The following is a 24762-nucleotide window of genomic DNA, read 5'->3' as shown; positions in this document are numbered from 1 at the left end:
GTGATTCACCTCTCATTCATTCCACCTATAAAGAAATTTCTAGATTTCCATCAAAGAAATAAAGGATTTTCTCCTCTAATGTTCTGTTTGTTAAACGCTCTACCGCTGCTGTATACAACGATATTTGCGTTTCATAGCGTTTTTTTAACATCGCTTCAGCTTCCTCTAAGCCACCTGAGAATCTGCCAGTCACTCGATCTGTTTTATAATCAAGTAAATAGAGCTTGCCATCTGCTTCAAATAAACAATCAATCATTCCTTGAATGAGCACAGGTTCACCTTCTGCATCAATATGGCTGTATACCTCTTTAACCGGTAAAACCATACTAAACGATACTTCTCGTTTCACCCAGTCCGCTTTCCGCAGTTTTTGACCAATAGCAGTAGAAAAGAAGGCCACAATTCCTTCTCGATTGATGGACTGGATTTGTTCATCTGTTAGTAAGTCTTTCTCTTTTAAAGAATGGAGCAGCTCTTCTACACGAGATTCATCATATGGTTCATTTGAAGGAAGAGGGATATGCTGCATGACTGTATGCATGGCCGTCCCTTGTTCTGCGGCTGTGAGTGTTTTTTTCTTCATAAAAGCCGGTCGTTCGTACAATGTCGCACGAGCTTTTCGAACGGAAGAAGGCACACTGTATTCATCCTGTATTTCTTTCATTCTTTTGATCTCAGAAACTGACTGCTTTGTCCCTACTTGGGAGGCCGCTAAATATGGATATCGCCATGAAAGCCTTTCTTTTACTTCCTCCTCGTAATCGCCATATCCTTCAACAGGCACCCCTTCCATTAATGCTTGTACCACTTCGTCTTGTTTTTGTTTTTCAAGTAACATGTCTTCTTTTAGAAGATCGGACGCTTGATGAAAGGTGATAGAAAATGATGATGGATGAGAGAGAACGACTTCTCTCGATTCTTCTAAAAGAGATGACATCGCTTGATGACGGATAAGAGCAGGGCCAATAAAATCTAAGTATGTTCTCGCTTGATAACGTTCAAAATCAGGGAGGAGCCAGTCGTCTCCGTTTGCGGCATTTTGCCACTTGCTTAAAGCTTTCACTTGATTTTTGACAGAACCGACTAAAAATAATTTTTCTTTCGCCCTTGTGAGCGCCACATATAGAACCCTCAGTTCTTCAGATAATAGTTCTTTTCTCATCTTTTTTTTCATCGCGATCAGCGGTAATGTTGCATAACTAATTCTCAGCTCAGGATGAATATATTTGCTGCCAAAACCTAGTTCTTTATCGAGCAAGTAGGACTGATTTAGATCCATCATATTAAAGTTCCTGCCAAGTCCTGCAGTAAACACAACAGGGAATTCGAGTCCTTTACTGCTATGAATGGTCATCATGCGGACAACATCCTCTGTTTCACTGAACGTTTTTGCCGCTCCAAGATCATCTCCACGCTCTTGCATTCTTTCAATAAATCGAAGAAATCGAAACAGCCCTCTAAAAGCAGCCTTTTCATACTGTTTTGCTCGATCATATAAAGCCCGAAGGTTTGCCTGTCTTTGCTTGCCTCCTGGCATCCCGCCGACATAATCTAGATATTGTGTATCTCGGTACACTTCCCAAATCAGTTCTGCTACCGAATGCTGAATAGATAAATCACGCCATTTGCGTAATTGAAGGAAGAAACGCTCCAGCTTTCTGCACGTCGGATGATCAGAGTGTGTCACACTCATAAATGCCTTCACAGCATCATAATAAGTGCCTTTTTTATCACTGGTTCTAATCAGTGCCATCTCATTTTCGTCTAAATGAACAAGAGGTGACCTTAAAACAGCAGCGAGCGGAATATCTTGATATGGATTATCAATCACTTTTAACAAAGAAAGAATGACAGATACTTCTGTAGCTTCGAAATAACCTGAGGAAAGATTCGCATAAACAGGGATTCCCTGCTTCTTCAACTCTTCCATCATTTGCGGAGCCCACGGCATTGATCGAAGCAAGATCACAATGTCTCGATACTGCAAGTTGCGGGTCAGCTGCTGTTTTGCATCGTACACTTGAAAAGGCTGTTCTACCAATTCTTTTATTTTCTTTGCAATCACTCTCGCCTCAAATTGAACCGTCTCTAGCTCTTCTCGTTCTTCATCGCTTTCTGTGTCGTGCTGATCTAAATGAACAAGAAGCATTTCTGTCGTCGTGTCTTCGCTTTGCGGATAACTCGCTCCAAGCTTTAATTCAGCTTGTTCGTCATATTCAATTTCTCCAACTGTTTCTCCCATCAGCTGTTTGAACAGAAAGTTGGTACTGTCTAATACATCAGCCCGGCTACGGAAGTTTTTATTTAGATCAATTCTTTTACCTGTTTCATTGCTGTCTGCTTTAAATTGTTTATATTTATTTAAAAAGAGCATCGGCTCTGCAAGTCTAAAGCGATAAATGGACTGCTTCACATCACCAACCATAAAGCGGTTGCCTTCTGCAGGATGTTTCCCTTTAGACACGAGCTTTAAAATCGTTTCTTGGACAAGATTTGTATCCTGATATTCATCCACGAGTACTTCTTCAAATTGCTTTTGATAGTATTTAGCCGCTTCTGTTTCAATGAGATTTCCTTCTGCGTCCTGCTTCGCTAAAATGCGCAAACAATAATGTTCTAGATCCGAAAAGTCCACGATTGATTTTTCTTGTTTTGCTCTTTCGAAACGCTCTCCATATTGAATCACAAGCTCTACAAGTATTTCTACAACTGGCTTCATTTCAGCCAAGCTTTTTAAATGCTGATCGGGACTGCGCATAAAGTATTCATCTTTTAGCTTTTCTAATTGTTTTTTGGCTTGATTGCGTGCATCTGTTGCTTTTTCTAACAGAGCTGGGTCATAGTCATCCCCTTTGCAAGTCTTTAACCTTTTAAAATTGATATTTGGCAAAAGCTTATAAAGTGTACCAAAATCATCTTGATGCCTTATTAATTCATTTACTTGCTCTAAATCATCTATAAAATTCTCTGCTCTCGGTGCTGGACCGCCCGGCTCCTTTGATAAAGTGAGCGCTTGTTCCAGCAGTTCCTGACAGCTTCTTAAAACGAGAGAAAGGTCCTCTTTGATATATGGATAAAAGGGTAATTCTTCTACCTTTGTCTGTGTATCCACATCATAAAGAGAAAGGAATGCCCGCATCCATTGTTCGGGCGCTGGATGTGATCTAGAAAACTCATAAATTCTTTTAACAAGCCATTGAAGATCTAAATCATGCCGATCAGATGTGTAACGATCAACGAGTTCAAAGAATGACGGCTTTCCAGCCTTATACTCATCCTCAAACAGTTCATCTAACACTTCATCTCCTAGTAATTCTCCTTCTGTTTGATCAGCCAAACGAAAACCTGGATCAAGGTCAATCTCATAATAAAAGGTACGGAGAACTTGCAAACAAAAGGAGTGCAAGGTAGAAATATTGGCACGATTCATAAGTGACAGCTGTCTCCGCATATGAAGGGAACCAGGGTTTTTAGATAGTTCTTTTTCAAGTGCTTCAGTGATCCGGTGCTTCATTTCTGCTGCTGAAGCATTGGTAAAAGTCACTACGAGCAGCCTGTCCACATCAACTGGCTGCTCCGGCCGAGTCATTTTTCGAATGAGCCGTTCAACCAAGACCGCTGTTTTCCCTGACCCTGCCGCCGCAGCAACAAGAATATCTTGTCCTTCTGAAACGATGGCGTTCCATTGGTCATCTGTCCAAGTACTGTTATTCGGTTTTGGTATTTGCATACTGATCCCCTTCTTTTTTGATCCGGTCTAACATGACATCATCCTTCTCAGAGGTGAGCACCCTAAATTCATTATCTTCTATTGATTCATCAAATTGGCAAATAGACTTAAAGGAGCAAAAGCGGCAAGGGGTTTGATCCTTTAATTTATATGGGTTTATCTCTACCTCACCGCTTGTAATTCTTTCTCCTGCCTCTTCAAAGGTTCGCCGAACGTGTTTTGTGAGAATGTGAAAATGATCTTCACTTAATACCGCAGAGTCAGATCGGAAAGAACCATCCTTTTTCAAACCAGCTTGGATGACTTGTGATCTTCCTGATTCGAGTGTTTGATCCATCAACTTCACTGCTTCCACATCTTCGAGCAATAGACCCTTCATTTTAAATTTCTTCAATATTTCCTGCTCAATTGCATCTTCTCCAAGCGGAATAGGCGCTTGAATCAGCGGGTCATGAATATGGAAGTATAAAATTCCTGCCGGTGTCGCTTCCATGCCAAGCCATTCTTTAGAATACGTAATGGTCAGGTCTAAATAAGTGAGCATTTGCAAGGCTAAACCGTAGTAAACTTCTGCTAGATCAAGCCCCTTCTCACTGGACTTATAGTCGACAATTCTTAATAGAAGTCCTTTTGATCCTTCTGCTTTATCCACTCGGTCAATCCTTCCAACAAGCTCCATCGTGCAGCCGTTTTTTAATTGAAAAGTAAACGGCGGCAGAGGTCCTTGACCTCCAAAACCTAACTCAAGTCCAACCGGAGAGAATCCGCTCACTTTTGCATGTTCGCTTAATATAGAAGACACCCTGATGAGGATTTTTTGGAGCTTTTCTTTGATATAAGCATGCCGATTAGAGCTTAATAAAATTTCTTTTTGCAGACGTGGAGCCAGCTGTTCGATTGCATGCCTTGAGTAGGTCACACAATCTTCCTTCGTTAAGTTTTTCCAATCCTTTTTTTGTTCAACAAGCGTATCTGAAATCAGTTTTAAAGCCGAGTGAAAGAGCTGACCGATATCAGGTGCTTCTAATTTGTAAAATTGTCGATCTTTTAGTTTTAACCCGTGGGAAGCAAAATGAGAAAATGCACATGCATTGAATTTCTCCATTCTTGAAACACTGCCCTGAATATGGTCACCGTAAAGTTCTTTTGTGACATTCGGCTTTAAACGTTTCGCTCTATTTGTAAAGAACAAGCTGGACATGATTTTTTTTGATACGTCGCGGTTTGACGAGGTCATCAAATGATTATATACACTCCACCATACGCCGCTGATCGGATATTGATTGAGCCATTGTTGCAGCTGCGAAACGGTATAGGATAACGAGACATGCTCGTTTGTTACAAATTTTAATTGCTCCTGATCATCCAACTGCTCTGGATCTAACACATAGAGGGCTTGCTGATGGTTTGGCATCAGTTCCTCACAATACTTGATAAGGGTCGAAGGCAAAAGAGACCGCCCTTCCGTATCTGAAGCTGAATAGGATAAATACAGGTAGTGCGATGGACTGGACAGCGCTTGATATATCAAAAATTGTTCATCCAGCAGCCGTTCCTTCCCTGTCTCTGCCAGCTCTGCTCCTGCACGTTTTAACCATTCCCGGTCGTCCTCAGACAATACACTTTCATCAGAGGGCCGGGCAGGTATAACCCCATCATTTACTCCAATGACAAACGTACACTTTACTTGATACATTCTGGATAAATCCATACTTCCGATAAACACTTGATCAAGTGAAGGGGGAATCAAAGCGAACTTGAGAGAGGACAGTCCTGTATCTATCATCTGTTGAAATAATGGAAATGAGAGCTCCTCCTCGCCCAGCATTTCAACAAATTCATCCATCAATTGAACGACAGCATCCCACACTTGACCATGCTGCATCGCTTCAGCTAACCTGCCTGCTTCTTCTGCCTCAAGCCTTGCCTTTTCAAGCTTTTCTGGCACTTGGGCTTCTTCTAGAAAGACATACACTGCCTCCACCATGTCTCTTAGCTTTTGCGCTTTTTTCAATCTTTTTTGCAATTGAAAGAGAGGCGGAACAATCCATTCTTTTACATCATTCAGCATTTGCTCCATTTCTATTTCTTGATCGGTTTGTCCAAAATCTTCATCTAGTGATTGGAAGCGGCGATAATGAAATCGTGAACCATTCGTCCAGCGTTCACCTTTTACACCGTAAGCAATACAATAGTTTTCAAGCTGATCCGCCTGTTCTCTTGCTTTGTTTTTAGCGAGTTCAAGCGGAAATAAGAACTCCGTTTTCACACAGCGAAACACCGCCTCATACCGCCAGTTCCCTTTTATGACATCGAGGCTCGAACGAATGAACTCAATGAGCGGATGATACTGCATCGATTCATTTCCATCAATAAAGAAAGGAATATCGTAATCTCGAAACACCTCTTTTAACGTATCTTTATAGTCGTCTACATGTCTTGCAACAATTGAGATATCTCGTAACCTAAGACCTTCCTCTCTTACTAAATCAAGAATATCTCTCGCTACTCCCTCAATTTCAGCTCGTTTATTTGCACTTTTCGATACGGTAAGGTGAGGCGTTTCTTCTTGATACGGCCGCAAAGGTCTCTGTTCATATTGATTTTCTAAATAAGCTAGATCTGGGGTATGAAGATGCCGCTTATTTCTCTCCAAAATGTTCTCAGAAATAACCGCTCCGCACTCTTTAGCCAGCTGATAAAGCTGGGAATATGTCTTACCTGTCATGCGAAATAAATCAAGTTCATTTGGCTGCGTGTCATGATAGGAACGATCCACTGTGAATGCAGCTGTTATTTTTTCTGCATGTAGCAAAAGCTGTTCAATGACAAGAAGCTGCTGGGGGGTAAACTGATAAAAACCATCTATATAAATGTGTGCCCCTCTCAATTCTTCTGATAAAGGAATTTGCTGAGCCAGAAGTGTCAAGTAATCCTCTGAATGCACATACTCATCTTGCAGATGCTGCTCCATCTGCTGATAAAGAACATGAAGATCATGCAATTTTTCCGCCGCACGTCTTTCTTCTGTATACTCTGAATGCATACTGGATGCCGAGATTTTTTCAATATCCTCCGGCATCATACAGTACCTTTTGAATTCAGCCATCGTCTTTTCTATTTGCTCAACAAATCCCGGTTTATCACTCGCCTTTTTGAATACCTTAAACTTGTCTTTCTGTTCTTCTATTACTTTTCTTAAGAGCATTTGAATTCCTGTGCTTGTGACAAATTGACGGTTCGCACCGCCAGTCTGCTGTAATATAGACCAGGCAAGCCGAGTAAAACTAAAGACTTTGGCCCTGATCATTCCACCAGCTTCAGACGTTTTTGCAAGCTCATATTCCATTAAAAATGTCATTTGATCCGGGACTAAAAAAATGATTGGCGGACCCAGCGGATCAAGCCGCAGTTGTTCTTTGATTTCTTCTAGAATTGCAGTCGTTTTTCCACTCCCCGATCTGCCTGCTAAAAACTGAATCTCCACGTTCCACAACACCTTTCTTATGTACTCATATTCTAGCGAAAATAAAGGTAAATAGCTATTTTCCTATCACCTTCCCTTTCTCCTGTGATTGAAAAGAAAATAGGCACCTTTCCCGACTCTTTTCATATCATAAACCATCATGATCTAAAAGGAGGCTGGCAATATCATGTATTACGGTTATTATGACTACTCGCCATATGACATGCGCCAAAACACAAGGATCATTGCAGACCTTGAAAAGGCCATCAATGGCGAATATTCTGCGATCCAATGCTATGAAAAACTTGCACAAAAAGCAAAAAATCCTGAAGCGAAAAAAATCATTCAAGAAATACGTCAGGATGAAGTCAGACATTATCAGCTATTTACAAAGCTATACTATTCTTTGACTGGTAAAAACCACAAACCAAGCATAACAGAGCCTTGTCCAGACCAATTTAGGGAAGGTCTCTTATTTGCCTTTAAAGACGAACAAAAAACAGTCGATTTTTACTTAACGGTATCAGACTATGTCCGTGATCAAGGAACAAAGGAATTAATGAAGCGTATTGCTCAAGATGAACAGCAGCATGCTGTCTGGTTTCTATATCTTTTAACGCACCATGTTTCTTAGTTACTCCTATTTTAATAGGAGATCGTATGTTCCGTCAAAAAATGAAATTGCTTTTTTGCTCATTCAATATGTGAAATAAAGGGCTGTCATCATCAAAACGACTCTTCGCTTTTCCTTTTTTAATGATAAAACGACCTTTTGACCATAAAAAAACTCCTCTGCTACAAATCGCAGAAGGAGTTTTTTGTTATTTAATGAAATTTTGCTTCATTGCTTTGCTGCTGTTGTTTTAACAATCCATCAATCGATAGCATCTTGCTGCCACTAAGTGTCAAGTAAAGCGCCATGACCATTAAAGAAAGTTCAAATTCATAACCGCCCACAAATCCTCTTGCAAAACCAACTGTGATAATGGCTACAGCCATAATTGGCACAAATAAAGCTGCGAAAAGACGTGTGCCTAAACCTAGAATCAGGGCAATTCCACCAACCAGTTCAATTGTTTTGACAATATAGGCCATAAATTCAGGAACACCAATTTGACCAAAAAATGCCGCAGTGCCTCCTAGTCCACCTTGATATGCTTGAAGTCCATGTAAAAAGAAAATAATGCCTAAGATGACGCGTACAAAAAGTGTTCCTATTTCTTGATTTGTTTTCATATAGTGATTTCCTCCCATTTTTACACTACATCATGTAATGTTCATTCGTAAAAAAAATTAGTAATTTAAGTTGAGCATAATCATTAAGACCAACATGAGGATGGTTGATGTCACAATTGGGATAAGTGGTACATTGAACGGTATGTTGTATGTTGGGTTTAAGATTTTTTGGATTCTTAAATTTAATGCTCGGTCTCCAAAGGACACGGCAAATTTCGTTTGTTTTTGAAACTGGGTTCTTTTTTTAATGAGTTTCAAAAGGGCTTGCCCTACTCCAAGCTCAGTCCCTGTCTGCTGAATGGCATAGTCATCTGCAATGACTTCACGAAAAACGGAGTAACTTTGTCTCATATGCTTTAACACAGGAATGTACCAAATCACTTTTGTGAGCATAGAGAAAGCGAAAGTCTTTAAAGGATCGTAGCTGTATTTGTGATGTAATTCGTGATAGACAACCGCATCGATTTCCCCTTCATCCAGCATGTCTATAAGCGCTGTTGAGAGATACACTTTTGGCCGAAGCATCCCCATTGCGAAAGCAAGCGGTTCATGGCAATGAAACACAATAATCTCATTTCTATACTTGTCTGATAGAGTTTGCGTTGAATGTTGATCGACTGCCATCATCATATTTCTTTTGAAATGAAGATACTTTCTGACCTGCTTTGTCATATAGAAAACGGCAAAACCAAGCGTATACAAGACGAACGCATCCAGAAAATACTTTAAAGGAGTGAATCCATAAAATTCGAGAACAGATTGACATACATGGATCAGGTTATATGCTTGATTCCAGCCAAAAAAGCTTGAGAGTACATAATAGCCCATCTGGTAAAAGATCACTAAGCCAATCAATATACCGCCTAAAAACAGCAGACTCGACTTCATTTTAATCATGTCGTTTCTCCTCTTTTTTGGATGCAAGCCTTGCTTCGAGTACCTTCAGTAATTCAGGATCAGCACTTTCAATTGCGTCCACCATATGATTGACTGCAAGGGGGCCGAAATCATCCATCAGTCCTTGAGTAATCCATTTCGTTTGCTCATTTAAAAATTCTTCTTTTGTTAAAACAGGGTTATAGATAGATGAACGCCCTTTTGTTTTCTTTTCCACAATTCCTTTTTCGGTTAATCGATTGAGTACCGTCATGACCGTGTTGAAATTAATTGGCTTCTCATCTGACAGCTTCTGCTGTACCTCTTTAATCGGCATATCCTCACCTTGATAAAGGATCTCCATAATCCTTCCTTCTAAAGGACCGAAAAAGCGGTTCAATCCCTTTTCATTATATTTAAAAGAAGGAATTTTCATGTCATCACCTCACACTAAGCATTGTAGTGTAATTGAAAATGATAGTCAACCGATAACAAAAATAGGGGAAAATCGTTGTATATTGTATTTGTTTTTGACAAAAATTATATGACATTTATATCAAAAACAATTTTTTCTAACAGAGTTAACCATAAGATAATCTTATGAAAATACTAAAAAAATTCGTATTTTATTTATAGAGACTTTTGTATTATAGTGAAGATAACAACATTTCACTTACTGAACAAATATACAGGAAGAAGGTTTATACGTGATGAAGCAAGGAAACAGCCTTCGAACCGATCTCATTTTGATTGCGGTAAGCGGTTTAGGTGGATTCCTTTTATCTCTAACAGGGATGTCTATCGGCTGGATGATTGGCACATTAATGACAGCTGCATTTATTGCCCTGCGCCGTCCCGCCCTGTTTCAGCGTAAAGGAAAGAATACCTTACGTATTCACAGCAGATGGCTACTCCTTGGTCAATTCATTCTCGGAATCGAACTAGGACAAAAAATGAACATGAAAGTCCTTCACATTTTCGCTGAAAATTGGCTTCCCGTGAGTTTCATGCTCGTCTTTTCTATTTTATTAGCCATGCTCTCCGGGTTTGTCTTATGGAAGCTGAGTAAAACAGATATGCTGACTAGCTTTGTCGGCACTGCCCCCGGCGGTCTTTCCGCTATGCCGGGCATCGCCCAAGAGGTTGGAGCAAATACAGCTGTAGTGAGTCTCGTACAAACGATACGTGTGTTAATGGTCGTACTGACCATTCCATTTACGGTATTTTATTTAAATACAAAAAGCCAATCAGATGTGGTAGTCGCCCAAGGCAGCGCCTTCTCATCAGGCGTTTTCACAATATCAAACATTTCTTGGACTGCTGCACTCATTTTAGGGGCATGGCTGATGTCACGCCTAGCCGTGCGTCTTCACTTTCCCGCCCCTTGGCTCATCGGCAGTATGTTAGGTGTGGCAGCTCTCCAAGTAGGGGCAGGCGCCTTGACAGGTCATGATTTGATTCCTTATTGGCCAGCCCAAGCAAACATTGCGTCACAGGTATTTCTAGGGGCAACCATCGGGTCAAAAATGAATAAACAAATGTTTGTCGGGTTAAAAAATACCTTGATTGTGGCCGCCGTCAGCTCAGCCGGATTGATTGCTGCGACCGTTCTCAGTTCAATTGCCATTGCAGAAATAACAGGTATTTCTGTCATTACAGCCATTCTTGCTTTTTCGCCTGGCGGTATTGCAGAAATGGCCACAACAGCTGTTACACTTCATGAGGATTCCACCTTTGTTGTGGCTGTACAAGTCGTTAGAATTATTTTGGTCATCGCCATGCTGCCACCGTTTTTTCGTTTCTTACATCATGTCTGGGCAAAAAGACAGACTGATTATAAAGCCGCTAAATAGAAAGAGCCGCTCTACTTATGCAGAGCGGCTCTTTTTTATTCATCATGATTCCTTTTTACACCGACTACTTGATCCTTTGAGATCGTTCCAAAATGCCGGCTGTCAAAGCTATGTATTCGATTATCTCCGATCACGAAGTAATGATTGTTTTGTATGTTCTGACGACCGGTGATGGCTTTCAGCTGAAAATCACCTGTTAGGACGTTGCCCATTTTATGTTTTTTCTGCTCTTTTAAATACGGCTCTTTCCACTTTACACCATCAACAAACAGTTGATCATCTTCATATTTGATTGTTTCTCCTGGAAGCCCAATGACCCGTTTGATCAAGATTTGATTTTTAGGGCCATGAAATAATACATAGTCAAACCGGCTAATTTTCGTGAGTTTTGGCGAGAACTTGTTAATTAATAATTCTGTTCCATCTGTAAATGTCGGGTCCATACTAACCCCTTCTACTTTGTACGTGACAAACATGAAATTCTTTACTTGGAACAACAAGACGATGCATGTAATAATCATGAACCATAGCAATGGCTTCTTTTTCATTAAGAGCCTCCTTTGTCCTCACGCTGACTCATCCGAATATTCAACCTATTTTCTACTCTCTTTCCAACATACCATAATAAAGCAATGACTAGAACCGCAAAAATACTTCTTAACGGATTCTTTACTAAAGCTGAAATGTCATAGCCGATAAAACTAATAATAAAGAGCATGACACACTTCCCTGATAAAGCAGCTAATGAGAACTGCCAGACGCTGATTCTTGATAGACCTGCTACGACATTAACGGCAGCAGACGGTGTAAAAGGAAAGCAGAGTAAAATAAACAACGGACCAAATCCCCGCTTTTCAACCCAAAGCATTAGCTTTTGAATAGAAGGGTGTCTGCTAATAAAGTTCAACATCCTCATCTGTCCAAATTTTCTGATCAGTAAAAAGACAAGGATAGACCCTGCACTTGCACCAATCCAGGTCAATAAAAAGCCTTCCCATAGCCCAAAAGCATTTGCATTGGCCACCGCAAATGCCACGAGAGGTAAAAACGGTAGAAATGCTTCTATTAAAGGGAGTAATATAGCCACAATGGGTCCAAAAGCCTTGTAGCTTTCAAAAAATGATGTGATATTTTCATGAGTAAATATAGAAAGAAATAATGGCAACTTGTTTGACTCCTTCAAGGTTTGTCTATCTTTCATTTTACATGGAAAACATAAAAATATACAAATGAATCCCTCTAAGCCCCCCCTTGAGATTTTTTAACTCATCCGATATAATAAATAAGAACAAATGTTCTATATATAAAGAAAGCAGGCATGGACATGACGAGATTATCAAGCGTACAACTTCAGATGATGGAACAAGCCATCTTTCTTCCAATGGTCATCTCCATCCTCAATCGTGATTTGACGCACCTTAAAAAACATCAAACATTCAAACTAAATGAACCATATATTCAGCTAGTCACCTCTTCATTAAAAGAAGCACAAAAAGCCCTTTATCAACTGAAACAACAGTTACGTAAAGAAAAAATGAACGTACAGCAAATTGAACACGATGAAGGATTTACGACATATTTATTTCTGATCAATGGCTATGAAGAAAAGCATAAATATTTTAATCCCCGTATACGTCATCGTGTAGAGGAAATGCTCACCCATTATTTCCTCCATTCAGGAAAATAATATGGCTATATTTTACATTTACAGAAGGAACTCTTCACTTTTTGGCGAATTGATTATTATACCAAAAATTAGGAGGTTCCAACTCATGTTCAAAAAAATAACAGCACTCACCTTAGCAGCAGGATTACTTGTGCCAAGCACAGTGTCAGCATTAGAACCACTGCAAACAGGAAAACAAGCCCCAGCAGCATCTGCACAAATAACAAGTGTAGCCTATACAACGGTTTCTATCGTTGGAAAACGAGTGAAGTTTGAAGTGAAAGCACTCGAAAATCCTTTCAACATGAATTACTATAATCGAATTGCTTGGACGAGTACGGACGAAGAGCCAAGTGTATTCAATGACAATATTCTATCGGTCATTGTCGCTAAAAAAACCGGACAGGCTTATCAAGTCTCTTCATACGAAGCGCTCACTTCGGTAAAGGACAAGATTGAATCAGGTCAAAAGGTGTATGGCTGGGCGCTTGCTTTAAATGGTGTGTGGTACCCAACGATGCCTGCAACCCTCTATTATTAAAAAAAGCCTGCCACAGCGGCAGGCTCCAGATTGTTGACAAAGGGCTAAAATGAACTTTATTTTAGCCCTTTGTCTTCTTTTCAGCGTGATAGAAAACCTTTTCAGTCTAGAAAGGACGAGTACTGGCGCGGAGCGAATTTCACATTCGTGAGCACCAGCACGCAGGACTGACAAAGAATGCGAGGGTTTGTCTACACGCTGAAGCCTGCCACAGCGGCAGGCTCTTTCTCCATTATGATAATTCGAGCTGTTTTCTCAGCTCTTGTCTCACTTCTTCTAATCCTGGTCCATCTAACTCAAAGTAATACACATTCCCAGGCTGGTAATCGTGCCCTTTTAACTGGATGGTATCCACTGATTTTAATGAACTCAGTAAAGGGAATAGACCGATCAACTGTTTCATGGATAAATTGGTGGAGACGTTATCCCCAAGTGTATCAATGATGTTGTCATAAGACGGTATGGACGAAATGGATTTGGATTTTTCAAAGATGGCTTGAAGTGCTTCCATTTGGCGCTTTCCGCGCATGAGATCACTATCTGCCTTTCTCGTTCTCACAAACGCTAATGCTTCTTCACCACTGAGCGTATGCGTGCCTGTTTCCACATGAACTTTTCCTTTTGAATCCTTTTCCATTTGTTTTGCAATACCTTCATCTTCAATCGTTACGTCAATTCCATTTAGCTCATCGACAATGTCTTGAAACGCCTTAAAGTTTCCTGCAATCACATAGTCTACCGGGATGTTTAACAAATTCTCTACCGTTTTGACTGATAAATCTGCACTCCCAAACGCATGGGCGTGAGCAATTTTATCATATCCTCTCCCCGGTATATCAACATAAGAATCACGAGGAATACTTAGGAGCTTGATCGTTTTGTCTGTTCGATTCACCGTCGCCAGTAAGACCGCATCACTTCTTGCTTCGTCTACCGTTTCACCTGGACGGCTGTCAATCCCTAAGAGCAGCACCGAAAAGCTATCCTTTCCTGGATCAAAAGCTTTCACACGCTTTTGCGAGGTCTCTCCTCTTTCTAAAGATACTTGCGTTTTATTCGACGCTTTTGAAATTTTATAGTATGCGTATCCTGTGACAGATACTGCCATGATCATGACAAATGCCATGATAAACAGCACGACTTTCACCCAAGGTCTTAGCCTTCTTTTTGATCTTGTTTTCTCCTTCATCCTTTCCGAACCCTCACTCTATCTTAGTCTCACAATGTAGGTTCCACTATAACATATTTTGATGAAAGTTTCCTGCATGCAACATATTTTTATGTATCCACAATAAAAAAGCTGCTCAAAATGAGCAGCTTATCATCCATTACTTTTGTTCAATTCCTTTTTTCACTTCATCAATCATCGCATTCAATGATTCAAGGCCGCCGCCCGCTAAATACCACATGTCAGAGTTTAAATACACCACATGATTGTTTTTCACTGCGTTGACTGATTTCACATAATCATTTTCAACAAGCTGTTTCGCAGACGTTTCTTCTCCAATTGCCGCGCCGCGATCCACGACAAATAAGTAATCTGGGTTCGTTTTGACCATATACTCATACGAAATGCTTTGTCCATGTTTATCAGATGGCTCTAGCTTTTGATCTGCTGGTGTGATGCCAAATACATCATGGATCAGACCATATCTTGACTTAGGACCAAATGCCGTCATTTTGCTGTCGTTTGCCATGATGACGAGTCCATTTTTCTTTAACTCTTTGGCTTGTTTCTTTAATGAAGCCACTTTTTGGTCAATGGCAGAAAGTTCTTTTTTGACTTTGTCTTCTTTATCAAAAATCTTTCCTAATGTTTCAGCATTCTTTTTAAATGATTCCATATAGTTTGCGTTATCTACATCCATATAAATCGTCGGAGAAATTTCAGAAAATTCATCAAATGCATCTGCTTGACGATGCTGAATAATGATCAAGTCAGGCTTGATTTCTGCAATTTTCTCAAAGTTTGGCTCTTTTAAGCCGCCGACATTCTCATATTTGTCACTTTCATATTTAGATAAATAGTGAGGAATCACTTGTTTTGGTAAGGCTGTCACGTTGACACCAAGCTTATCAAGTGTATCGAGACTTCCCATATCAAAGACGACGACTTTTTTCGGGTTTTTCTTGATTTTCACACCGTCTTTATTCAACATATCCTTTACTGTTACGGTTTCCTCATTCGTTCCCGCTGTTTTTCCTTGGTTACCACAGGCAGCAAGGACAGCAATCGCTGTTAATACTGTTATCATCCAAATCCATTTTTTCATGATTGATCACCTCTTCATTTTTTCAAGAAAAATATAAGCAAATACGCTCACCACGAATGACTTCGATCGGTATGCGCATGTCATAAATGTGTTCAAGTGCTTCTGTTTGAATCACTTCATCAACGCTTCCTTCTTTGATCACCTGACCCTCTTTTAAGGCGACGATGTGATCTGAATAGACAGATGCAAAGTTAATATCATGGAGAACAACAACAATCGTTTTTCCAAGATCTTTCACGAGTTGCTGAAACAGCTTCATCATTTCAACTGAATGGTTCATATCTAAATTATTTAAAGGCTCATCTAAGAAAATATAATCCGTATCCTGAGCCAGCACCATGGCAATAAAGGCTCTCTGCCTTTGTCCGCCGCTTAGTTCATCTAAATATTGATGCTGGATTTCGACGAGTCTCATGTATTGAAGCGACACATCAATCATGTTCTCATCTTCTTTTGTCAAGCGGCCTTGAGAGTAAGGAAAGCGGCCAAAGCTGACAAGCTCACGAACGGTCAGACGCACACTCATGTGGTTCGACTGCTTCAAGATGCTCATTTTTTTCGCAAGCTCCTGAGGAGAGTAGGCACGATAAGGTTTGTCCTCTAAATAAGCTTCCCCAGTATCAGGTTGAATCAGGCGGCTCATGATGGACAAAAGCGTACTTTTGCCTGCGCCATTTGGACCAATGAGAGAGGTCAGCTGTCCTTTTTTTACACTGACAGTTGTTTCGTGAAGCACTGTATTTCCGTTATATGTCTTACTGACTCCCTTCATCACGACCATGAACGACTCTCCTTTAAAAGTAGATAAATAAAATACAGTCCGCCGACTAAATCAATTAGCACACTAAGCGGTGTTTGAAACGTAAATACCTTTTCCACAAGAAATTCCCCGCCTACAAGCGCAATGACACTAATGAAAAACGAGCCTAATAGCAAGTACGTGTGCCGATATGTACGAAACAGCTCTCTTGCCACATTCACAACGAGTAAGCCAAGAAACGTAATTGGGCCGACGAGGGCCGTCGCAATAGAAACAAGGACGGCAATGACGATCAGCATCTTTTTTGTGATCCTGTCATAGTCAATCCCGAGATTCACAGCCTGTTCCTTTCCTAACGACATGACATCTAATTTCGCGCGGAAGGTCCATATATAAAGACAAAGTGCCGCAAATAAAAGAGAAGCGAAGAGTAAAATATCTGTGTTCATGTGATTAAAGCTGGCAAAGGACTTGTCCTGTACGACTTGGTATTCATTCGGGTCAATGAGCATTTCCATAAAGGAAGAAAGACTTTTGAACAATGTTCCAAACACAATCCCGACAAGCAGGAGTAAGAAAATATGCTTGTTTTTGCGCTTGAACATGACCGTATAGAGCAGCACAGAAAACAGAATCATTAATCCAACGCAGAGAAAGAAATTCAGGTTCTTATTCGCGATCATCAAATTGGTCGATCCAAAAAGATAAATAATCGCCGTTTGCAAAAACAAGTAAAGCGCGTCTAACCCTAAAATGCTTGGCGTTAAGATTCGGTTATTGGTCAATGTTTGAAACACAACAGAGGAAAAGGCAATCGCGCCTCCTGTCAAAGTCATGGCAAGCACCTTTTTTAAACGGCTCGGCACTGTGTACTCCCAGTACCCCATTTGAAAGGTGACGAAGATGACAACGAATACGGCTGCAATGGCTGCAATGAGAAATAATGTTCGTTTCTTATGCATAGCGCTTCCTCCTTAATAACATGTACAGGAAGATCGCACTTCCAATAATGCCGACCATAAGCCCGACAGATATTTCATATGGATAAATGATCACTCGTCCGAGCACGTCACATATGAGCACAAAAATGGCCCCTAATAAAGCCGTATGCGGAAGGCTCTTTTTCAAGTGATCCCCTCGGTAGATCGATACAATATTCGGAATGATTAAGCCGAGGAAAGGTAGCATGCCAACAGTCAAAATCGTTACAGAAGTAATCATCGAAACAATCACCAAACCAACTGCCATGACACGTTTATACGTTAAACCTAAATTGACGGCAAAGCTCTCACCCATACCAGCCACTGTAAAGCGGTCAGCATATAAATACGCGATGATCAATAGAGGAACACTCACATAGAGTAGTTCATAACGTCCCTGAACAATAAGAGAAAAATCCCCTTGCAGCCATGCGGATACGTTTTGGATCAAATCATATTTATAGGCTATAAACGTGGAAATTGAACTAACAATTCCGCCAAACATTAAGCCGACTAACGGTACGTAGATCGTATCGTTCACCTTAATATGGCGTAGAATTTTTAAGAATAATAGATTGCCAGCTAACGTAAATAAAAACGCAATCGCCATTTTCATCAGCGGGCTTGCCTGTGTAAAAACAAGCATAGCGGTTAAAATACCCAGCTTGGCCCAATCCATTGTTCCTGCAGTCGTTGGAGAGACAAATTTATTTCTCGTCATGCTTTGCATGATAAAACCGCATAAGCTCAGGCTCATGCCAGCAAGCACAATACTCATCAGCCGCGGGATGCGACTTGAAAATAAGGTGTTCATTTGTTCATCTGATAGATGAAACAACTGTAAAAGAGACAGGTCCTGTACTCCGACAAACAGCGACGCACATGCCAAACACACAAACAACAAACTTAATTGGTACAACTTCATACAGGGTTCACACTTTCTATCAAGCTCTCTGCCACAAATGATTATCATTATCAATTAACGGCAGTTCATATATTATCATATTTAGTGAAATATTCAATAGTAGAATGAGAAAGGGTGAAAACTGCATAAAAAAACAGCTTTTAGGATCAGCTGCTTTTTTACGCTTCAATATTCAATTGAAACTGCCCTTGCAGTTCCTCTTCAGCCTCTTGAAATAACTGCCGCAAATTCTCTGCATAATCACCAAGCTCGTCTTTGCTTGCTTGATAATGAATCCATGTGAGCTCTACAGGCAAGCTCACTTCTCCTGTTAAACAGTCCCAAAGGGCATCAAGGTTTTTCCCGTAATGATCAGGAAGTTGTAACACTGTTTTTAGTTGTTCATGAAGCTCCTCTTGTGATCTACACATCGCACCATTTAGCTGTACTTTTTTCATTTCCCTCCTCCTCTTCTGTCTTTATTTTAAACGAATTGGAGAGGAAAGAGAAAGAATCCATTTCACTTTTGCCTCTCTCTGAAACTTAAACTAAGCAAGATCAGACAGGCAGCCAGCACGAGCATGAAAAAGAGCGTTAACACTGTCTGAGTACCGTACATATCAGCAAAGAGACCAACGAACACACTTGGTATGCCAAGACCTAGATACGCAAACAAGTAATACCCAGCAACGGCTCTAGCCGCTTCCTTCTTCCCTTTCTCAACAATCAGCTGGAGACCACCTAAGTAAGTAAATCCATAGCAAGCTGTGCCCGCTAAAAGAGTTCCAGCAAGGACAAGGAAAATGGACCCGCTATTAGCACCGAATAACAGCAGGCCATATCCACACGGAAGACAAATAAAACCAATACGAAGCGCTGCACTGCTATTCATCTTTCGGACAAAAGGCTGCATCAGAACACCTGCCATATTAATAAAAAACAGCGCCGGGCCTACCCACAATTCATAGCCATTTAATTTAAGCTGTGCTGGCAAAATCGAAATGACAAGACCGCACACAGACCATGCGATAGCAATGGCTAAGTTGGCAGGCATTGTCCCTTTTGGAAACCTCGGCATGTTCATTAGCGGTTTACTTGCCTCCCCTTGTACAGGCGGCACCAAAAAGAATACAGCAACAATCGTCAACATAATCAAGACCAACACAATCCAATAGCTAAGAGGCGTCAGTGACACTTGCTCAAAAGAAAGAATCGCTGTAAAAAGAGCACCTCCCCCAAATCCAATTGAACTGCATAATGCGATAAACGTTGGGATCCAGCCCGATTTCTCTGGATATAAAGCAATCAAGTAGGCAGTACATGTGCCAACACTTAACCCAAGTCCCACTCCTTGCAGCAGCCGGGCGACAAAGAGCATTTGGATGGTCGGATGCACGATCATGAGCAGGGTGGCACATAATGAAAAGCAAAGTGCGATCAATAAAATCGGTTTTCGTCCAGCCCGGTCAGACATGCCGCCAAGTAACAGTAATACTGGAATCAGTCCGAAAACATACGCAGCAAACACAAGGGCTGTTGACGCCTTTCCGTATCCTGCCTGCTCTGCATATTCCGTATAAAGAGGGACTTGCAGGTTCACTGCTGTTGTAATCATAAAAAGGCTAAATAAAACGAACACAAACGGAATCATGGATAGCTGTGCTGTTTCTTCTTTTGATGCAGGAATCATGGGACTCTCTCCTCTGTGTAAATGATATGAACCAGTGTACACATCATTTGGATTTCTTCCCACATCCAAAAATGAAGCTATTGACCAGTCCATAATTCCATGTCATCATCAATGATGACATGACAAAGGAAAGAAGGTGCACTGTGTACATTCATTTAGACCGTTCCAGCTCTACCCCGCTCTGGCAGCAAATCGTCAATGGCATCATTCAAAAAATTCATACAAACACACTGAATCCTGATGATCAGTTGACTCCGACAAGAGTATTAGCACAAGAGCTCAACGTATCTCGATCCACCGTACAGCTTGCCTATGATGAACTGCTGGCAAGAGGCTATGTCAGCACCTCTAGAAGAGGCGGGACAAAGGTCATTTCAAGTAATCACTATGCTGCTTCTCCCCCACATCAAAACGAACCGCCTTTTGCACTTCCGATAAGACTTCACTTTGACGAGGCTGAAAAACAAATGGATCACTGGCTCTCGGCCAATCAATTTCATGACACACTTGAGATTGATTTCCGCCATCAAGAACCAGCCATCGACGACCATTTTCAAAACATATGGAAACGCTCGCTTCTAAAAGCATTACAGCGCTTAAATATGAAAGATTGGGGCTATTCTTCTCCGCATGGATTATGGGAAGTGCGTTCAGAAATTCGCCAATACTTATCGGTTGAACGCGGCATTGATATAGAAGAAGACCAAATGGTGTTAACAGGGGGCACACAGCAAGCCATTGACTTAATTTCACAAGTCATGCTCAAAAAAGGAGATACAGTAGCAGTTGAAGATCCTGGTTTTCCTGGAGCTAGGTTGTCCTTTTTACATCGCGAAATGACTATTTACCCCGCACCAGTCGATGAAGAAGGAATGATGGTGAATACATTGCCAGAACGTACAAAACTGATCGCTGTAACGCCCTCTCATCAGCGGCCAACCGGAGTCTGTATGAGCGTCAATAGAAGACGGGAGCTGCTGCAGTTTGCTGCGAAGGCTCAATCTTACATATTAGAAGATGATTTTGATGGGGATTATCGTTATCATGGCGGACCGCTTCCTTCTTTATTTTCAGAAGCACCCGATCATGTGATCTATATTGTCAGTTTTTCCAAGGTACTTGCTCCAGGCATCCGCCTTGCTGCCATCATCGGCTCCAAAGCAGTCATCAAAGAAATCGCTGCACTGCAATCACTTATTCAAAGACAGCTGCCGATCATGGAGCAAATCACTCTTGCCTCTTTTTTCAGAGAAGGCGAGTTTACGCGATATGTCAGGCGGATGAGACAGGTGTATAAAAAACGGCAGGCAGCGATGATGGATGCTCTTTTGACACATCACTTTGACAAACACTTCCGTTTATATGGAACTGATACAGGCCTTCACGTCTTTTTGGAAGGAACACCAGACTTTGATGAACAAGGTACGATTGAGGCCGCAAAAGCGGCAGGTGTCGGCATTTATCCATTAAGCCCCTATTGTTATGAAAGCGAAAGGAAAGGGTTGCTGCTCGGTTTTGCCTGTACGGATGAAGCCATGATTCAAGAAGGTGTTCGCCGATTAAAGCAAACACTGCACATCTGAAAAAGCCTGGAAGTCTCTCTTCCAGGCTTTTCATTGTGATTGCTGAACGTTTCCTACTTCTTCAATGAAAGAGGCTGTCTCTTGCAATCCATCTTGAAAATGTTGAGTGGCTGACATAAACAGCTTTTCTTGATCAGGACGCTTTAACAGCTGCTCTACCTTGCTAACTCCTTTTTCAAATGAAGCAAGACCTGTCTTTAATTGTTTGTCTGCCTTTTGATACACAGCTGGCACTTCTTGATGAGTAAGCCCTTTTTGAATGACACGGTCGAATGCTTTCGTCGCTTTTGTCAATTTTTCATTTACTTGAATTTTTCCATGTCCATCCGAAATAAATTGATCGGTCATGTTTTCATATGCTTCATTTAACTCATCCATATAACGCTGAACCCATTGTTCATACGCAGCTTCTTTTGTGTTTTGTTTTGAAGGCGGCTGACCTGCTTGATTGCAGGCCGTGAGTAGTGTCACTGTCACGGTAAATAGCAGCATCAAATGCCATCGTTTTTTCATACACGGCCCCCATTTCTCTTTCCCATTTGTTCATATCGGTCAAATATGATCAACTTTTACCTCATACGAACACATTGCAAGAAATGACTTATTTTTATTGTAACAGACCGCATGTATCACTTCTGTGATTTATGCGGAAATGAATGAAAATCCTTCTAATGGTTCACATTTCCCTGCCATTTCATGATGGATACAGTCAATAGACGACGAGAAAGGCACATTTGGTTTCAATCTAATTCATCTTCGCCATTTTTTCTCCAATAAAAAAGACCCCTTTCGGCGCCTTTTATGATCCTACCCATTTATTGCAGCTTTCCTTTACAAGCAATCTCCAGCTCTTCTACCACTTCGCCATCTTGAATGAGGTATGCTTTTTCATGAAGATTCACAGCAGGACAGATGTGATTCGGAATAATTTGCACCTTCTCACCGATCTGTACACTTTGACGAAAGCCTTCATGATAGATAATGGCATGCTCGTCAAATACGCTTGAAACAAATACATCATCATATTCTTTCACTTTGCCTAAGCCCTCTGTTTTGGTCAGCCCTTTTGTACGTGTTTGTGCCGTCAGCCCCTTGGCCCCTACATCTGTAATCACCCGGCGCTCTGTCGGTTTACTAATGACCGTCGTCAGCACAGATGCTGCACAATGTGAATATGTGCCGATTACATTGGACTGGGAAGCATCCATCAAGATGTATGTGCCTGGCCGTATTTCTGTGACTCCTTTTGGGATATCAAATTGAAATAAAAATGGCGGTGTTGATCCAATACTGACGACCTCTATCGGCATACCAGCTTCTTCTGCAATCTGCGCAAAACGGAGCGTTCGATTTACAGCCTCCTTGTATAATGTCCGGCAATGTGCTTTACTTTCCGCTTGATATGTATGGCCATCATGAGAAAAAATCCCCTTTAAATGAACGGCATCACTTGTTTGAATCGCCTCTAATATGTGGCAGAAATCACGTTCTTCAATGACACCAGACCTTCCTTCTCCAACCTCTATCTCAATTAAAACCTCCGCTTTTTTCTCTGATTCACGAAAGACTTGCTCAATCTGCTTCACATGCTCAACACAATCTATACCGAATGAAATCTGTATCGACTCTGCCAGTTTACGAATCCGCTTGAGTTTAGTCTCACCTACAATTTGATTGGCGATAAAAATATCCTTGAGCCCATGGGCTGCCATTACTTCAGCCTCTCCTACTTTCGCTACCGTAATGCCAGATGCACCTTTCTCTTCCTGCAGCTTGGCAAGTGCAGGCGTTTTATGCGTTTTCGTATGAGGGCGCAATTTGACATGCTGACGGTCTGCGTATTGCTGCATCGCCGCTACATTCTCCATCATCACCCGTTTATCAATGAGTAGTGCCGGCGTATCCAGTTCTTCATACATCATCCCCATGACCCCTTTCGTTGTATAAAAAATTATATGATATAGATAAATTATATATTTTTTTATATAATAATCAATGGTTTTTTCTGCAAAAAAGTGATGACGATGGGTAAGCATTCCAGCGGCTGTCTGCCGCTGGTCTCTCACTAATAACGATTACGAAGTTCTCTTAAGATAAAATCATACACAAGGTTGAGCTGCTGTTCCTTTGGATACAGCATAAATTCTTGTTTCTTAGGAAGACCTCCATCAAGTCGATCTTGAAATTTCGTTCGGAGATACGCTGTTCGGTGTACCTGACTCTCAAATGACTTATATGAGACATCTAGTTTGACCGATTGCTCATTTGTAAAAGTAACAACCGTGTCTCCGAGGGATGATTCCTGAAAGATATGAATGTATTTGTGGGAGATCCATCCGCATTGAGGGCGGTTGGATGAATAGGTTGGGAAGAAATACAGATGATTGGATGAGTCAATCACGATGGGAGGCTTGTGGGAAATACCTGTTACTTCATATGTTCCCGCTTTTCTGCCTGCATAGCTTGAGCCAAAGAACCTGCAACTGCGTTCTATAATTTGCAGCGGCTTTAATTCAACATAAAAGCTTGTCTCTCTTTCGATCACTTTTGAATATACTCGTTTTCCTTCTTCAACCGGAAGGACCGCCATTGTTGTTTGATTAATGACGTATGAATCTAATGGTGTTTCACTAATTCCTGACACTTCATTTCCTCCTGTGTTAATTTTTGGTTATTTTAGATACTATTAATCTATCACCAACGTATAAGAAACGACAGGATTTTTTCAATATTTATTTAAAATTATCTTTTTATCATGTTTTTTAGTACATTCGATCTATCTAAAAGCCATTTTTAAAGATATATCGCATCTTGTCGACTGGACAAGGGGTGTCGATATGGCTCAAAAATAAATTGTCTAAAAATTATAAATTCTTGTTGATTTTTTCTCCGCCAATCCATATACTATAAAAAAGGCATCGGGGGGATTCTTTATGAAAGAGAAAAAAACGTATGCTGAGCTCATGAAGTCCCGCAACACCCAAAAAACCGAAGAGAATGGCGTTACTATTTTAGACATTTATATTCAAATGGTTTTAGATGAGGCGCTTTATAAACAGCGCTTAACCTTCCTTAGAGAAGAGATTGACAAGGCGCTAGATCAGCGTGATGAAAAACGTTTTAATGACCTGTCAGCTCAATATGCAGAACACTGCTTACATCAATCATGATGATTTTACTTGCGGCAGAGAGACAGAAACTTGT

The 24762-nt window shown here is 40.9% G+C and carries 23 protein-coding genes; 6 read left to right on the top strand and 17 right to left on the bottom strand.

What is annotated here, in order from left to right; all coding sequences use genetic code 11:
• Positions 1 to 25 precede the first annotated feature (25 nt).
• Both addA and addB read right to left on the bottom strand, forming a co-directional pair.
• Positions 26 to 3730, bottom strand: a complete 3705-nt coding sequence (gene addA / locus ES896_RS09900; RefSeq protein ID WP_135226759.1) for a helicase-exonuclease AddAB subunit AddA — start codon at positions 3728 to 3730, stop codon at positions 26 to 28.
• Positions 3708 to 7217 carry a helicase-exonuclease AddAB subunit AddB gene (gene addB, locus ES896_RS09895; RefSeq protein WP_050827122.1) on the bottom strand — a complete coding sequence of 1170 codons (3510 nt, stop codon included), beginning with the start codon at positions 7215 to 7217 and terminating at the stop codon, positions 3708 to 3710. The genes addA and addB overlap by 23 nt, the downstream gene beginning before the upstream one ends.
• Positions 7218 to 7383: 166 nt before the next feature.
• Here addB and ES896_RS09890 point away from each other — a divergent pair, with 166 nt between their 5' ends.
• Entirely contained in the window at positions 7384 to 7830 is a 447-nt protein-coding gene (locus tag ES896_RS09890; protein ID WP_007499129.1) for a ferritin-like domain-containing protein, read from the top strand.
• A 191-nt stretch (positions 7831 to 8021) separates the two neighbouring features.
• Here the strand turns inward: ES896_RS09890 and ES896_RS09885 are convergent, their stop codons facing one another.
• The 3 genes from ES896_RS09885 to ES896_RS09875 are packed head-to-tail and all read right to left on the bottom strand — an operon-like array spanning position 8022 to position 9744.
• Complete coding sequence (locus tag ES896_RS09885) at positions 8022 to 8432, bottom strand: DoxX family protein (protein WP_008348626.1); 411 nt, start codon at positions 8430 to 8432, stop codon at positions 8022 to 8024.
• A gap of 57 nt (positions 8433 to 8489) precedes the next feature.
• Positions 8490 to 9329, bottom strand: coding sequence for a M56 family metallopeptidase (locus ES896_RS09880; RefSeq protein WP_050827121.1), 840 nt, complete (start codon positions 9327 to 9329; stop codon positions 8490 to 8492).
• Positions 9322 to 9744, bottom strand: coding sequence for a BlaI/MecI/CopY family transcriptional regulator (locus ES896_RS09875; RefSeq protein WP_007499135.1), 423 nt, complete (start codon positions 9742 to 9744; stop codon positions 9322 to 9324). Before ES896_RS09875 ends, ES896_RS09880 begins: the two co-directional genes overlap by 8 nt.
• Before the next feature lie 274 nt (positions 9745 to 10018).
• Between ES896_RS09875 and ES896_RS09870 the strand changes: the two genes are divergently transcribed.
• Positions 10019 to 11161, top strand: coding sequence for an AbrB family transcriptional regulator (locus ES896_RS09870; protein WP_135226853.1), 1143 nt, complete (start codon positions 10019 to 10021; stop codon positions 11159 to 11161).
• Between the two features lie 35 nt (positions 11162 to 11196).
• Here ES896_RS09870 and lepB read toward each other — a convergent pair whose 3' ends face one another.
• A complete protein-coding gene (lepB, locus tag ES896_RS09865; protein ID WP_007499139.1) occupies positions 11197 to 11709 on the bottom strand; it encodes a signal peptidase I in 513 nt (170 codons plus the stop codon).
• The gene (locus tag ES896_RS09860; RefSeq protein ID WP_081298145.1) at positions 11709 to 12326 is read right to left on the bottom strand and encodes a TVP38/TMEM64 family protein; all 618 of its coding nucleotides are present in this window, start codon (positions 12324 to 12326) and stop codon (positions 11709 to 11711) included. The genes lepB and ES896_RS09860 overlap by 1 nt, the downstream gene beginning before the upstream one ends.
• 159 nt (positions 12327 to 12485) lie before the next feature.
• Between ES896_RS09860 and ES896_RS09855 the strand changes: the two genes are divergently transcribed.
• Positions 12486 to 12848, top strand: a complete 363-nt coding sequence (locus ES896_RS09855) for a YhjD family protein (RefSeq protein ID WP_008348633.1) — start codon at positions 12486 to 12488, stop codon at positions 12846 to 12848.
• A gap of 85 nt (positions 12849 to 12933) precedes the next feature.
• Positions 12934 to 13368: a hypothetical protein gene (locus ES896_RS09850; protein WP_017360225.1), complete on the top strand. Its 435-nt coding sequence runs from the start codon at positions 12934 to 12936 to the stop codon at positions 13366 to 13368.
• A gap of 232 nt (positions 13369 to 13600) precedes the next feature.
• On the opposite strand, the gene ES896_RS09840 is transcribed toward ES896_RS09850, so the two are convergent.
• From ES896_RS09840 to ES896_RS09810, 7 genes are all read right to left on the bottom strand, one after another.
• Entirely contained in the window at positions 13601 to 14557 is a 957-nt protein-coding gene (locus ES896_RS09840; RefSeq protein ID WP_072368152.1) for an LCP family protein, read from the bottom strand.
• Between the two features lie 139 nt (positions 14558 to 14696).
• Entirely contained in the window at positions 14697 to 15641 is a 945-nt protein-coding gene (locus ES896_RS09835) for a siderophore ABC transporter substrate-binding protein (RefSeq protein ID WP_135226757.1), read from the bottom strand.
• Positions 15642 to 15663: 22 nt separating this feature from the next.
• On the bottom strand, positions 15664 to 16422 hold the full coding sequence (locus ES896_RS09830) for an iron ABC transporter ATP-binding protein (RefSeq protein ID WP_056705126.1): 759 nt from the start codon (positions 16420 to 16422) through the stop codon (positions 15664 to 15666).
• Positions 16413 to 17363: an iron chelate uptake ABC transporter family permease subunit gene (locus ES896_RS09825; protein ID WP_017366965.1), complete on the bottom strand. Its 951-nt coding sequence runs from the start codon at positions 17361 to 17363 to the stop codon at positions 16413 to 16415. Before ES896_RS09825 ends, ES896_RS09830 begins: the two co-directional genes overlap by 10 nt.
• Positions 17356 to 18306, bottom strand: coding sequence for an ABC transporter permease (locus ES896_RS09820; RefSeq protein WP_017366964.1), 951 nt, complete (start codon positions 18304 to 18306; stop codon positions 17356 to 17358). Before ES896_RS09820 ends, ES896_RS09825 begins: the two co-directional genes overlap by 8 nt.
• Positions 18307 to 18464: 158 nt before the next feature.
• Positions 18465 to 18743, bottom strand: coding sequence for a barstar family protein (locus ES896_RS09815; protein WP_135226756.1), 279 nt, complete (start codon positions 18741 to 18743; stop codon positions 18465 to 18467).
• Positions 18744 to 18805: 62 nt separating this feature from the next.
• Complete coding sequence (locus tag ES896_RS09810) at positions 18806 to 19975, bottom strand: MFS transporter (protein ID WP_135226755.1); 1170 nt, start codon at positions 19973 to 19975, stop codon at positions 18806 to 18808.
• Positions 19976 to 20118: 143 nt separating this feature from the next.
• On the opposite strand from ES896_RS09810, the gene pdxR reads away from it, so the two are divergent.
• Positions 20119 to 21558: a MocR-like pyridoxine biosynthesis transcription factor PdxR gene (pdxR, locus tag ES896_RS09805; protein WP_205687769.1), complete on the top strand. Its 1440-nt coding sequence runs from the start codon at positions 20119 to 20121 to the stop codon at positions 21556 to 21558.
• Positions 21559 to 21588: 30 nt separating this feature from the next.
• Here pdxR and ES896_RS09800 read toward each other — a convergent pair whose 3' ends face one another.
• The 3 genes from ES896_RS09800 to ES896_RS09790 all read right to left on the bottom strand — a co-directional run bounded on the left by ES896_RS09800 (position 21589) and on the right by ES896_RS09790 (position 24202).
• Positions 21589 to 22071 (bottom strand): hypothetical protein, encoded by a 483-nt coding sequence (locus tag ES896_RS09800; protein ID WP_135226753.1) that lies wholly within the window; start codon positions 22069 to 22071, stop codon positions 21589 to 21591.
• A 302-nt stretch (positions 22072 to 22373) separates the two neighbouring features.
• Entirely contained in the window at positions 22374 to 23480 is a 1107-nt protein-coding gene (locus tag ES896_RS09795) for a D-TA family PLP-dependent enzyme (protein ID WP_046526643.1), read from the bottom strand.
• Between the two features lie 143 nt (positions 23481 to 23623).
• Entirely contained in the window at positions 23624 to 24202 is a 579-nt protein-coding gene (locus ES896_RS09790) for a competence protein ComK (protein ID WP_017366958.1), read from the bottom strand.
• 289 nt (positions 24203 to 24491) lie between these two features.
• Here ES896_RS09790 and ES896_RS09785 point away from each other — a divergent pair, with 289 nt between their 5' ends.
• Positions 24492 to 24728, top strand: coding sequence for an IDEAL domain-containing protein (locus tag ES896_RS09785; RefSeq protein ID WP_008348804.1), 237 nt, complete (start codon positions 24492 to 24494; stop codon positions 24726 to 24728).
• Positions 24729 to 24762: the final 34 nt, after the last annotated feature.

Source organism: Bacillus sp. 005/A4HT-01/001 (genome assembly GCF_004634445.1).
GTDB lineage: Bacteria > Bacillota > Bacilli > Bacillales > Bacillaceae > Bacillus > Bacillus altitudinis.
This window is presented reverse-complemented; position numbering and strand designations above follow the sequence as displayed.